Below are 12,597 nucleotides of genomic sequence, written 5' to 3'. Positions count from 1 at the left end.
GGAGCGTTGTGAGCGATCGCCGGCACGTGCCCGCGCCGGAGGCGGCTCGTGGTCCGGGCGCGCACGACGCGGTGCGGCTCGCGTTGGTGGTCGGTGCTCTCGGTGTGGTGTTCGGCGACATCGGGACCAGCCCCATCTACACCCTGCAGACGGTGTTCAACCCGAGCGACCCGCATCCCGTTCCGGTGAGCACGGAGAACGTGTTCGGGGTGGTGTCGCTGATCTTCTGGTCAGTGATGATCATCGTCACGGTCACGTATGTGTTGCTGGCGATGCGCGCCGACAACGACGGTGAGGGCGGCATCATGGCGCTGATCACGCTGCTGCGGCGGTGGAGCGCGCAGCGGGGCCGGCGGGCCGTCGCCGTGCTGGCGGCGCTGGGCATCTTCGGCGCTTCACTGTTCTTCGGGGACAGCATGATCACCCCGGCGATCTCGGTGCTGTCCGCGGTCGAAGGGCTCAAGGTCGTCGAGCCGTCGCTGGAAGAGCTCGTCGTGCCGATCACCGCGTTGATCATCGTGCTGCTGTTCCTGGTGCAGCGCCGGGGCACCGCGGCGGTGGGGCGGGTGTTCGGGCCCGTGATGATCGTCTGGTTCGTGACCATCGGCGCGTGCGGCGTGGCCGGCATCGCCGAGTACCCGGACATCCTCAAGGCGTTGTCGCCGACGTACGCGATCGGCTTCCTGACCGGTCATTTCGGCGTCGCCTTCTTCTCCCTGGCGGCGGTCGTGCTCGCCGTGACCGGCGCCGAGGCGTTGTACGCCGACATGGGCCACTTCGGCCGCCGGTCGATCAACCGCGCCTGGCTGATCCTCGTGTTCCCCGCGTGCGTTCTCAGCTATCTCGGCCAGGGCGCGCTGATCCTCGCCGATCCGGCCAACATCAGCAGCCCGTTCTTCCTGCTCGTTCCCGGCTGGGGGCGGCTGCCGATGGTCCTGCTGGCCACGGCGGCGACCGTGATCGCGTCCCAGGCGGTGATCACGGGCGCGTACTCGGTCGCATCCCAGGCCGCACAACTCGGCTACCTGCCGCGGCTGCGGATCGCGCACACCTCCGAGTCCACCATGGGCCAGGTCTACGTCCCCTGGATCAACTGGCTGCTGATGGTCTCGGTGCTCACCCTGGTCTTCGCCTTCCGCAGCTCCACGGCGCTGGCCTTCGCGTTCGGCATGGCGGTGACCGGGACGATCACCATCACCACCCTGCTGTTCTTCTACGTGGCCCGCGCGAAGTGGGGCACACCGGTCTGGATCATCGGCCTCGGCGCGACCGTGCTGCTGTCGGTGGACCTGCTGTTCGTCGCGGCCAACCTGACCAAGCTCGTCCACGGCGCGTGGCTGCCGCTGCTGATCGGCCTCACCGCGTTCACCGTCATGACCACCTGGCAACGGGGCCGCGAGATCATCACCGCGGAGCGCGAACGGCGCGAAGGCTCGCTGCGCGAGTTCGTCGGCCGGCTGCGCACCGGGAAGGCGGCGACGCGGCGGGTCCCGGGCACGGCCGTCTTCCTCAACCGGGGCAAGGAGACCGCGCCGCTGGCCATGCGCGCCAACGTCGAGCACAACCACGTGCGGCACGACCACGTCCTGATCATGTCCATCGAGACGGAGCCCGTGCCCCGCGTTCCGGCCGATCGGCGCATCGCCGTCGACGACCTCGGCTACGCCGACGACGGGATCTTCCACGTCACCGCCCGCTTCGGCTACATGGAGACCCCGGACGTGCTCGGCGCGCTGGCGCTGCTCGACCCGGCCATGACCGAGGGGCGGCTGCGGCTCGACCAGGCGTCCTACTTCCTGTCGAAGGTCGAGCTTCGGCGTGGCACGGCTCCGACGATGGCGCCGTGGCGCAAGCGGCTGTTCATCGCCACCTCGTACATCACCGCCGACGCCGCCGAGTTCTTCGGCCTGCCCCGCGACCGCACGGTCATCATGGGCTCGCAGATCGAGGTCTAGCCCGACGGGGGTGACCTCGCGGGGGATGCGCCCGGACCTCGGGCGCGGATCGCCCGGCTACTGGGGCTTGTAGTGGGAGAACACGTCCCGCACCTCCTGCGGCGAACAGGCGAGCGCGGCCTCGTCGGGGTCGGCGCCCGTGACGTGAGGCAGGTGCACGACGATGTCATACGCGTCCAGCGCGCTCACAGGGGAGTAGTACGCGCCGACACCGGCGCGTTGCACGGTGGCACCCCGGACGGCCTCGGCGTCGGCCGGCGACAGTCGCCGCAGATCGGTGGCGAAGGGGCCGTCGTGGCCGGCGTGCATGAGGGCGTCGAGGCTGCCGGGCTCCGGAGCCTCCATCGGCGCGAAGAGGACGCCGGCCTGGAAGGCGGCGAAGTCGGAGTTGAGCATGTGACCGGTTCCCGAGGTGGCGCCGATGACCAGGTAGTCCTTGCCCAGCCGGTCGGCCAGGTGCATCCCCATCGGGGTCACCGGGTCCATGCCGGGGAGCGCGGCGGGCCCGCGCTGGACGTGGCCGTTGTGGGCGGCCAGGACGATCCGGTCCTGTCGGCGCAGAATCCATTCGACCGTATCGGCGATCTCGGCGTCGCGGTTGTACATCACGCTCTGCTGGTCGCCGCCGGTCATGCCACGGATGACGGACTCCAGGGTGAGCGCGTGGTGCATGGATCGCAGCGCGCGCTCGTACTCCTCGGCGGTGGTGCGCCGGACGTACTCCAGGCGCCGGCCCTTCATGCGCGCGGCGAGGCCGGTGAGGCCCGCCGTCAGCGCGTCCTTGGTCTCGGGCGGGAGCTGGGCGTAGACGGCCATGGTTGCGGGGGCGGCGAACGCGGACGTCGCCGCGAAGGCCGAGGCCGTCTCCCGGATGGCCGGGTCGAGCTGGAAGCCGGGATCGGCCTGCGCGAGGTAGGCGAGCACGGCGTCCAGGGCGGGGAGCGGGGAGGCGTTCTGGCCTCCCAGATCTATGCCGTAGAAGCCGACGGGGTGCTCGGCGGTGGCGTTGTGCCGGCGCATCCACTCCAGGTGGGCTCCCATCTGCCGCCAAAGGCCCGTCAGCGAGGTCAGGCCGCTCGCCATGATCTCGCCGAGCCGGTCCTCGCCGCCTCGAACCCAGGCGTCGGTACGCCGGCCCTCCGTGAATCCGGTCTCCATCGCGTACGCGCCGAACCCGTGCCGCTCGGTCAGGTAACGCAGCAGGCGGTGGCGCAGCTCGTAGAACTCCCGGTTGTAGTGCGCGCTCTCGCCGATCGCCACCACCCGCGCGTCACCGATCGCGTCGTCCAGCCATTCCAGGTCGTCCAGCGCGGCGCCCGGGTCCAGCGTGCGCAGGGGGATCACCGCCTCGTCGCTGAGCCGTGCCGGTGTCGTGGCCGCGGTCATCGATTGCCCCTCTCGAATAGTCTCAACTTTGGGAACAGTACCAGCTATGGGAATATTGGAGAATGGACACGCTTGAGTTGATCTTGCATCCCGTCAGGCTGCGCATCATGTGGGCACTGTCGGGTGGGCGCACCCGCACCACGTCCGACCTGTGCGAGAGCCTGCCCGACGTGCCCAAGACCACCCTGTACCGGCACGTCGGCCTGCTCGCCGACGCCGGACTGCTGGAAGTGGCCGACGAGCAGCGGGTACGGGGGATGGTCGAGCGCTACTACCGGCTGCGGCAGAACGCCGCCCACATCGATCTCGACACGGCCAAGGCGATGTCACTTCAGGACCACCGCCACGGGTTCGCGGCGGCCATGGCGGCGCTGCTCGCCGAGTTCAACGCCTATCTTGACCGGCCGGGCGCCGATCCGGTCGCGGATCGGGTGGGGTATCGGCAGGGGACGTTGTGGCTCACCTCGGAGGAGATGGAGGAAATCGCGGTTGAGCTGCGGGAGGTGCTCAGGGCGCGGACGGGGAACGGGCCCGGACCGGATCGGCGACCGCATGTGATCAGCGCGATCTTCTTTCCGACGGAGGAGCGGGGGCAGGACGAAGGAAGCACGTGAACTCGTCCCGGACGGCAATGCCCGGCCCGGCGAGCGTGGACGAGAACATGGAGAGGTCAGTCGTCGATTGCCTGGTAGAGGGTGGTCCAGAAGTCGTGGATGGCTCGCGCCGAGTCCGGGGTGGACATCCCGGTCTGGGTGAGCAGGATGCCGACGAGCTGGTTGCACGGGTCGGCGTAGGTGGTGGTGCCGGCTCCGCCGTCCCAGCCGAACTGGCCGATGGGCGCGTAGTCGCCACGGTAGGTACGCACCGCCATTCCGAAGCCCCAGCCGCCATGCTGCCCGGTGCCGTACGCCAAATGGGCGACGCCGCGGGCCCAGGCCTCTCGGGCGGCTTGCTGCTCGGGCGTGAGGCGGTTGGTGGTCATCAGCTCGACGGCGGGCCGGGACAGGATCCGTTCGCTGCCGTGCATCCCGTGGTTGAGCAGCATCCGGAAGTAGGCGTGATAGTCGTCCACGGTGGAGTCGAGTCCGCCGCCGCCTGACTGGAACGCCGGAGGCTTGCTGTGGTGTCCGCCTTCGGCCTCGTCCTCCACGTTGAACTCTCCGGTCTGCCACTCGGGGGAGTACAGGGGCGGCAGCCGGTCGATCTTGTCGGCGGGCACGTGGAAGGCGGTGTCGGTCATGCCCAGCGGATCGAAGATGCGCTCACGCAGGAACTCCTCGAACGACTGCCCGGTCACCCTGGCCACCAGCACGCCGAGCACGTCGTCGCCGACGTTGTACAGCCACCGCTCTCCGGGCTGGTACATCAGCGGCAGCGTGCCGAGGCGGCGCATCCACTCGTCCGGGTCCGGTGCCGGCAACATCCATCCGTCCTCCTGGCCGTACACCCCCTGCTCGAAGAACGCGCTCATCATCGGAGCGGTCCGCGCCGTCATGTCCAGCCCGAGCCCCAACGTGTCGGTGAGCAGGTCCCGCACGATGATCGGCCGCCGCGCCGGCACGGTGTCGTCCAGCGGGCCGTCGGGCCGCTTCAGCACCCGCCGGTCGGCCAGCTCGGGCAGCCACTGATCCACCGGGTCGTCCAGCCGCAGCCGGCACTCATCCAGCAGCACCATCGCCGCCGCGACCGCGACCGGCTTGGTCGTCGAGGCCATCCGGAAGATGGTGTCGCGGCGCATCGGCGCGCCACCGTCATGGCGCATCGTCCCGATCGCCTCGACGTGGGTCTCCTCGCCCCGGCTGACCAGGGCGACCAGCCCGGGAATCCTCCCGGACTCGACATGCCGTGCCAGCACCTCGCGCATTCTGTTCAGTCCGGCCTTGGAGAAGCCGCTGTTGCCATTTCCCATCATGAATCTCCTTACACACAATGTTCGATCTTGTGAGACCCGTCCCGGCGTGGCGCTCATGGGCGATGCACGACGTTCAGCGGTGAGCTGTGATGCGCTGTGCCGTTGTCAGGCCGTCTTGCCTTCTTCGCCGGCGGCGCGCTCGATGGCGTCGGTCAGCCGCTTCCGCTCACGGGCGGGGACGTAGCCACCTTCGGAGTAGTTCTGTACGAACGTCTCGGCGAAATCCACGGGATCCTTCCCGACGACCTCGCGGATCGGCGTACCGTCCGCTGCGGCCTGTTCGAACAGGCTGGCGAGGTCTTCGAACATCGACGCGTTGCTGTCGCCGTCGGTCGGCACGAAGAGCATCAGGTGCCGCTCGATCGCGTCGACCGCCGTGCGGTAGTTCGGCGGGAGTTGTCCCACGCGCGCCTTGTACTGACGCCACCGCCGCTTGGGGCCGATCACCTCTGTGAGCAAGCCGCCCTTTTCAGCGTCGGACATGGTCATCTGCCTCCTCCGGAATTCTTCGCGACGCCTGCCCCTCGCGTACCGCGAGGGATGTTCATGCATCGCTGAACTTCTGCGAAGGTACATTGCATTCATTATTCGGTCAACATAAATGGAAGGCTTGATGCCCTGTTCAATAGCAATAAGAGGCTGAGATTGCAATGAATATGACACTGAATGCAATAGGTGATCAAGATTCGTATTGCAATGGACTTCGAGTGAATGCATACTGTGCGGAGCCCTGCGCATGCCGGCAGATGGGAGACGAGTACCGATGCCCGGAGACAGACTCACCAACGAGGACCGTCAGCACATCGCTGAGGGGCTGGCCGAGGGGCTCGGATTCACAGAGATCGGCCGGCGTCTCGGGCGGCCCGCCTCGACCATCATGCGAGAGGTCACCCGCAACGGCGGGCCTGACGATTACGGGGCGCAGCAGGCGCAGGAGGCCACCCAGCAGCGTGCGCGCCGCCACCGGAAGGCCAAGCCTCCGGTGCCGCTGGCCGGCGACAGCAGCCATGGGCGTGACCCCCAGGCGGTCCAGAACCTCACGGAATCCTTCGCCACACTCCTCGAGCAGCAGGGGATGCCCCGGATGGCGGCCAGGGTGCTGGCCTGCCTGTACGTCACCGACTCCGGCACCCTCACCGCCGCCGACCTGGTCCAGCGGCTACGCGTCAGCCCAGCGTCGATCTCGCAGACCATCGCCTTCCTCGAACAGCAGGGACTGCTCAAGCGGGAACGAACTCCCGGCGGGCGCCGCGAACGCTATGTCGTCGACGACGAGCTCTGGGTCCGGTCCACCCTTGCGGCACTGGAAATGAACGACACCCTGATCGCCGCATCGCAGCGCGCGGCGGAGATCCTCGGGGCCACGACCCCGGCCGGCGCCCGCTTCGGCTTCTCCGCCGAGTTCCTGCTCCTCGTGAACGCGCCCCTCCGGCAGGCCATGGAGCGGTGGCAGCAGAGCCAGGCCGACCGGAACGCCGAGCGCCAGTCATGATCTCTCGCGGCTTTCGTTGGGGCCTTTCCGGCCGCCCCGCCCACGGCCAACCCCGACACCCACAGCGCCTCCGCCGGCCGCAGGAGTTTGGCGAGGATCGCGCTCAGCCGGCCGCGCTCGTCGGAGGTGAGGGCTTGGAAGGCGTCCTCAAGGAAGGCCGGAATCAGGGCTTGGGCCTCGGCGAGCCGGCGGCGGCCTGAGCCGGTGATGGTGACGGCGTAGGACCGCCGGTCGCGCGGGTTGCGTTCCCTGCGGACGCGGCCCCCGCGGCCTGCACGTCGGCGGCGCGGGCCGCGGCGACCGAGGCCCGGTACAGCGCGATGTCGAGCCGCTCGGCGGCGAGTCGCGGAAAGTAGGCCGTCCCGCCTTCCTGGTCGTTGCCGCCATCACTCTCCTCTTGCGTCCACCTGGCAGCCTACCGCAGATCCATCTCCAGACAGATTGTTTGACAGCAGATGATTTGCAGACATACGGTCCGAACCGTCTGTCCGTCAATTGTTTGCATGCAGATGGAGAGTGATCGTGATCCGAACCGACGGCCGCCAACAGGCCGCTCCGGCGGCGCTGTCGCTCATCACCACCGCCTTCGCCGAGGGGCCGCAGCGCAACCGGGCGCTGGGGGTCTACTCGCTGGCCGGGGCGACCGGATACACCGCCGGGCTGATCGCGTCCGGCCTGCTGACCGAGATCAGCTGGCGCCCGATGTTCTTCCTGCCGGTCCCGGTCACCCTGCTCGTGCTGGCCGCGGCGCCGCTGGTGCTGCCACGCGGCGTCCGGCCGGCCGGGGCGCGCGAGGGGTTCGACGCCGCCGGCGCGGTGGCCGTCACCGGCGGCGTGTTGCCGCTGGTGTTCGCACTGGCGGAGCGGAGCTGGCCTGCCGGTGCTGTGGCCGTGCTCCTGCTGGGCGCCTTCGTCACCATCGAACGCAGGCGATCGTTCCCCAGCCTCAACATCGCCGCCGTCGCCGGTCTGCCGGACGAGCGGCAGGGCCTGGCCTCGGGGCTGCGCTCGCGCCGCCCCGTACCCGTCACCACAGCCTGACAGGATACCCATCGTGACGCTGGACCTCACCCCCGACGAGCTGCTGAGCACCACCCGGGCCGTGCGCAAACGCCTGGACTTCACCCGGCCGGTGCCTCGCGAGCTGATCGAGGAGTGCGTGGACCTCGCCGTGCAGGCGCCCACCGGGCGCAACCGGCAGCGCTGGCACTTCATGGTCGTGACCGAGGCCGAGCAGCGCCGGGCCGTGGCCGACATCTTCCTGCGCGCCCTTACGCTGGCCACGGGGCAGCCGCTGACCGAACGTGATCTGTGGCGCATGAGCTACCATTCCGGCTCCACCGGGCGGGTTTTCGATGGCCTGCGGCACCTGGCCGCCAACATCCACCGGGTGCCCGCGTTCGTCATCCCCGGCGTGGAGGGACGCACCGACCATGAGCCGGTGGCCGTGCAGTCGGGGGCGTGGGGGTCGATCCTGCCTGCGGTGTGGAGTTTCATGCTGGCCGCCCGGGCGCGCGGGCTGGGCACGGTGTGGACCACCGCGCAGGCGCCGCTCGAACGCGAGCTGGCCGAGGTGCTCGGCGTGCCGTACGAGGAGGTCATGCTGGCGGCCTTCATCCCGCTGGCCTTCACGCTCGGCACCGACTTCAAGCCCGCTCCCCGCATCCCACGGGAGGAGGTTCTGCACTGGGACCGGTGGTGAGCGCGCCGGCCAGACCGCCCTGACCCGGGTGCGGCCTGGTGAGCTCGGCCGCTGGCCCACCGCACCCGGGCGCTCGATGATCCGAGACTTGGCAAGGTCTTGGAACGCCCCATGCCATCACCCGAACACCTCGTGCACAGCCTGCTACGGCCCGCGTGTTCGACTGGTTGGAGGGATGGCGCATGAAGACTCCGCGACGTTGGTCGATTACGGTGCGTATCACGTTGTTCGCGGGGGCGGTTGCGACCCTGCTGTCCGCGCTCCTGGCCACGATGGTCATGATCGCGATCCATCGGGTCGCCGTGGGAGACCTCATGGGGGAGCTCACCGCCGCCGGTGGTCGTGTGGCCCACGAGGTGGAGCACAACGAGGTGGTCACGCCGCTGGTCGAGTACAAGGGCCGCAACCTGCAGATCGTCGACGGCACGGGGAAGGTCGTCGCGGCGACGCCGCAACTGCAGGGCAAGCCGGTCATGGCCGGTATCACCCCCGACCACAAGAACGTCTCCAGCGGCGTCGTCTGCGGCGGGGTCTTCCGTTCCGGCGAGTGCAACCTCGTGGTCGCCCAGTCGGCGTACCGGCCGGGGGACGACTGGGTCGTTTACAGTTCCTCTCCCACGGTCCCCCTGTACGTCGATCCGTGGCTGGCCGCGACGGTGATCGGCGCCGCCGTGGCGATGGCCGTGGCCATCACCACGATCGGCCATCGGATGGTCACCGAGTCGCTCAGACCGGTGAACGCCATCCGGATGGAGCTCGACAAGATCACTGAGACCCGTCCCGACCGGCGGGTGCCTCTTCCGCGGAGCCAGGACGAGATCCACGAGCTGGCCGACAGCGTCAACCGGACTCTGGCGCGGCTGGAGGCCGCGATGAAACTGCAGCGGCATTTCACCTCGGACGCCTCCCACGAGCTTCGTACCCCCATCGCCGCGATACGGGCCGAGGTCGAGGACGCCCTGCACGCGCCCGAGGAGACCAGCGTGCCGACGCTGGGCAACACCGTTCTGAGGAGCGTGGACCGGCTCGAGGCGATCGTGGGCGACCTGCTGACCATCGCGCGGCTGGAGGCGGGCAAGGAGGTGGACCGCGAGCCGATCGACCTGGCCGAATTCGTGACCTCGGAGTGCGAGAGGCGACCGAGGCAGGACAAGCGGTTCGAGTTCTCGCTCGAGCGCGGTGTGGTGGTGACCGGCGACCGGGTTCAGCTGTCGCGCCTGCTCGCCAACCTGATCGACAACGCCGAGCGGCACGCCGCCACCACCATCGCCTTCCACGTACGGCGCTCGTTCTGCCCCAAGCGCGACACCCAGCGCTTCCCGAACGGCATCGCGATGCTGGAAGTGATCGACAACGGTCCGGGCATCGATCCGGAGAAGCGCGAGCTGGTCTTCCAGCGCTTCACCCGGCTGGACACCGCCCGTGACAGGTACGCCGGCGGCACCGGACTGGGCCTGCCGATCGCCCGGCAGATCGCCGAGGCGCACGCCGGCACCCTTCGGATCGAGGACAGCCCCCACGGCACACGGTTCATCCTCCGCCTTCCGCTCGGCTAGGCGTGGCCTGGTGGAGGGTGGTCCAGAAATCGTGGATGGCCCGCGCGGAATTGGCTGCGGGGCTCAGGGCCCGTGACTCAATGTTCGAGCGGCACACGCTTCCACGCCGCATCGCGCAGCAGGCGCAGGCCGTTGAGGCCGACGATGACGGTGGAGCCCTCGTGCCCGGCCACCCCCAGCGGCAGCGGCAGCTCACCGAACAGATCCCAGGCCACCAGCACGGCGATGAACGTGCCGGCGATGACAAGGTTGGCGACCACCAGGCGGCGGGCGCGGCGGGCCAGGGCGAGGACCGCCGGGACGGTGGACAGGTCGTCGCGGGTGATGACGGCGTCGGCGGCCTGCAGGGTGAGGGCGGCCCCGGAGCCACCCATCGCGATGCCGGCGTGCGCGCTGGCCAGAGCGGGGGCGTCGTTGACGCCGTCGCCGACCAAGGCCGGCCGGGCGCCTTGCCGCCGCAGTTCGTGGACGGCCTCGACCTTGTCCTGCGGCAGCAGCCCGGCCCGTACGTCGGTGATGCCGGCCTGTTCGGCCACGCGGGCCGCAGCGCGGGGGTTGTCACCGGTCAGCAGGACGGGGGCCGTCCCGGTCAGGCCGGTCAGCTGCGCCACCGCCTGTGCCGCGCCGGCACGCATGCGGTCGGCCAGACCGAGCACCGCGACGGGACGGCCGTCCAGGAGCAGCAGTACGGCGCTGTGCCCGTCCTCCTCGACCTCGGCCACGACCTGGCGGGCCTGCTCGGCATCGCCGGACATGGCGCCGCCCGCGGTCTGGTCCAGCAGGCGAGCGGGGCTGCCGATCTCGACCAGGCGTCCATCGACGCGGGCGCGGACGCCGCGCCCGGGCAGGGCGGCGAAGTCGGCCGCTGCGGGCAGCGGCAGGCGCTGGTGTTGGGCGGCGGCGACGATGGCGCGGCCGAGCGGATGTTCCGAGCCCTGCTCGGCCGCGGCCGCCAGCGCGAGCAGCCGATCGGCCTGCACCCCGCCCTCTGATCCACTTCTCGCGGTGGCCGCCGTGCCGGTCAGGACACGCAGGCAGGTCAGGTACGGCCGGCCCTCGGTCAGGGTTCCGGTCTTGTCGAAGGCGACCAGATCGACGTCGGCCAGGTGTTCCATCACCACCGCGGACTTGACCAGCACGCCGTTGCGGCCGGCGGTGGCGATCGCGGCCAGCAGCGGCGGCATGGTGGCCAGCACCACCGCGCACGGCGAGGCCACGATCATGAACGTCATCGCCCGCAGCAGACTGTCCTGCACCGAGGTGCCCCACAGCAGGGGCAGCGTGAACAGAGCGAGGGTGGCGGCGACCATGACGATCGAGTAGCGCTGCTCGACCTTCTCGATGAACAGCTGGGTGCGGGCCTTGGTGGCGCTGGCCTGCTCGACCATGGCCACGATCCGGGCGATCACCGTCTCGCCGGCGGGCCGGGTGACCTGGACGCGCAGCGCGCCGGTGCCGTTCATCGTCCCGGCGAACACCTCATCGCCGCTCTGCTTGTCGGCTGGGAGGCTCTCGCCGGTGATGGAGGCCTGATCGACGTCGCTGACCCCGGCCACCACGCGCCCGTCGGCGCCGATGCGCTCGCCCGGCCGTACCACGATGACGTCGCCCACCCGCAGGTCGGCGGCCGCCACGACCTCCTCGTCACCGCCGGAGTCGACGCGGGTGGCCTGGTCGGGGGCCAGGTCCAGCAGGCCGCGCACCGAGTCCTCGGTGCGTTTGGTGGCCACCGCCTCCAGCGCGCCGGAGGTGGCGAAGATGACGATCAGGAGCGCGCCGTCGAAGACCTGACCGATCGCCGCGGCGCCGATCGCGGCGACGACCATGAGCAGATCGACGTCCAGGGTCTTCTCGCGCAGGGCCTTCAGCCCGGCCAGGCCCGGTTCCCAGCCGCCGGCAGCGTAGCAGGTCAGATACAGCGCCCACCACAGCCAGGCGGGCGCGCCGGCGAGCTGGGCCAGGCCGCCCGCGGCGAACAGCGCGGTGGCCGCCAGGGCCCAGCGCACCTCCGGCAGTGAGCCCGCCCCCGAGCGCCACCAGCGCAGCGGTCTGGATGCGGGCGCCGGGCGTGCGGGGGCTTCGAACGTGGTCAGATCAGTGGTCACCGAAGCATCATATATGCGCAGTCACGCAGATACGCATGCAGTGAGGTTCAGGGTAGGCTTGCCGTATGCACACGTCGCTGCCCGACTTCGACATGCCGAACGAGGAACAGGTGCATCTGGCCGCCGAGTCATTCCGCCTGTTGTCCGATCCCACCCGCATCAAGATCCTTTGGGCGCTGCTGCAGGGCGAGTCCAACGTCGCCTGCCTGGCCGAGCTCGCCGACGCCGCTCCCACCGCGGTCAGCCAGCACCTGGCCAAACTCCGCCTGGCCGGACTCGTCAAGGGCCGCCGCGAGGGAACGTTCGTGTACTACAGCGCCGCCGACGAGCACGTCCGGCGCCTGCTGGCCGAAGGACTGTTCCACGCCGACCACCTCGACCGAGCCGGCCAAGCTGAAGGGGCCGGCCAGGCCGAGGCTCGGCTGGACGCGCCGCCGGGCGAACGAGCGGCCGCGCACGCACGCTGACCCGTCCAGCCGTCGCGGGTAG

11 protein-coding genes are annotated in these 12,597 nt (G+C 69.9%); 7 read left to right on the top strand and 4 right to left on the bottom strand.

Going from position 1 to position 12,597, the window contains the following annotated elements; translation table 11 throughout:
- Positions 1–8: 8 nt before the first annotated feature.
- A complete protein-coding gene (locus ACIHFD_RS51380; protein WP_397373135.1) occupies positions 9–1,955 on the top strand; it encodes a potassium transporter Kup in 1,947 nt (648 codons plus the stop codon).
- A 57-nt stretch (positions 1,956–2,012) separates the two neighbouring features.
- Here the strand turns inward: ACIHFD_RS51380 and ACIHFD_RS51375 are convergent, their stop codons facing one another.
- A complete protein-coding gene (locus tag ACIHFD_RS51375) occupies positions 2,013–3,341 on the bottom strand; it encodes an erythromycin esterase family protein (protein WP_397373134.1) in 1,329 nt (442 codons plus the stop codon).
- A gap of 62 nt (positions 3,342–3,403) precedes the next feature.
- On the opposite strand from ACIHFD_RS51375, the gene ACIHFD_RS51370 reads away from it, so the two are divergent.
- The gene (locus ACIHFD_RS51370; protein ID WP_397373133.1) at positions 3,404–3,955 is read left to right on the top strand and encodes a helix-turn-helix domain-containing protein; all 552 of its coding nucleotides are present in this window, start codon (positions 3,404–3,406) and stop codon (positions 3,953–3,955) included.
- A gap of 56 nt (positions 3,956–4,011) precedes the next feature.
- Here the strand turns inward: ACIHFD_RS51370 and ACIHFD_RS51365 are convergent, their stop codons facing one another.
- A complete protein-coding gene (locus ACIHFD_RS51365) occupies positions 4,012–5,253 on the bottom strand; it encodes a serine hydrolase domain-containing protein (protein WP_397373132.1) in 1,242 nt (413 codons plus the stop codon).
- Positions 5,254–5,358: 105 nt separating this feature from the next.
- Entirely contained in the window at positions 5,359–5,742 is a 384-nt protein-coding gene (locus ACIHFD_RS51360) for a DUF1048 domain-containing protein (protein WP_397373131.1), read from the bottom strand.
- A gap of 274 nt (positions 5,743–6,016) precedes the next feature.
- On the opposite strand from ACIHFD_RS51360, the gene ACIHFD_RS51355 reads away from it, so the two are divergent.
- From ACIHFD_RS51355 to ACIHFD_RS51340, 4 genes are all read left to right on the top strand, one after another.
- On the top strand, positions 6,017–6,745 hold the full coding sequence (locus tag ACIHFD_RS51355) for a helix-turn-helix domain-containing protein (RefSeq protein WP_397373130.1): 729 nt from the start codon (positions 6,017–6,019) through the stop codon (positions 6,743–6,745).
- Between the two features lie 522 nt (positions 6,746–7,267).
- Positions 7,268–7,786 carry a hypothetical protein gene (locus tag ACIHFD_RS51350; protein ID WP_397373129.1) on the top strand — a complete coding sequence of 173 codons (519 nt, stop codon included), beginning with the start codon at positions 7,268–7,270 and terminating at the stop codon, positions 7,784–7,786.
- A 13-nt stretch (positions 7,787–7,799) separates the two neighbouring features.
- The gene (locus ACIHFD_RS51345; RefSeq protein WP_397373128.1) at positions 7,800–8,447 is read left to right on the top strand and encodes a nitroreductase family protein; all 648 of its coding nucleotides are present in this window, start codon (positions 7,800–7,802) and stop codon (positions 8,445–8,447) included.
- Between the two features lie 212 nt (positions 8,448–8,659).
- Positions 8,660–10,003: a sensor histidine kinase gene (locus ACIHFD_RS51340; RefSeq protein WP_397373127.1), complete on the top strand. Its 1,344-nt coding sequence runs from the start codon at positions 8,660–8,662 to the stop codon at positions 10,001–10,003.
- Positions 10,004–10,080: 77 nt separating this feature from the next.
- On the opposite strand, the gene ACIHFD_RS51335 is transcribed toward ACIHFD_RS51340, so the two are convergent.
- Entirely contained in the window at positions 10,081–12,108 is a 2,028-nt protein-coding gene (locus tag ACIHFD_RS51335) for a heavy metal translocating P-type ATPase (protein ID WP_397373126.1), read from the bottom strand.
- A 65-nt stretch (positions 12,109–12,173) separates the two neighbouring features.
- Between ACIHFD_RS51335 and ACIHFD_RS51330 the strand changes: the two genes are divergently transcribed.
- Positions 12,174–12,575, top strand: coding sequence for a metalloregulator ArsR/SmtB family transcription factor (locus ACIHFD_RS51330; RefSeq protein WP_363983717.1), 402 nt, complete (start codon positions 12,174–12,176; stop codon positions 12,573–12,575).
- The last annotated feature ends 22 nt before the right edge of the window (positions 12,576–12,597 follow it).

It is taken from the genome of Nonomuraea sp. NPDC051941, assembly GCF_044593615.1.
Note: the sequence above shows the minus strand (reverse complement) of the source record. Positions and strands in the feature narration are given on the sequence as shown.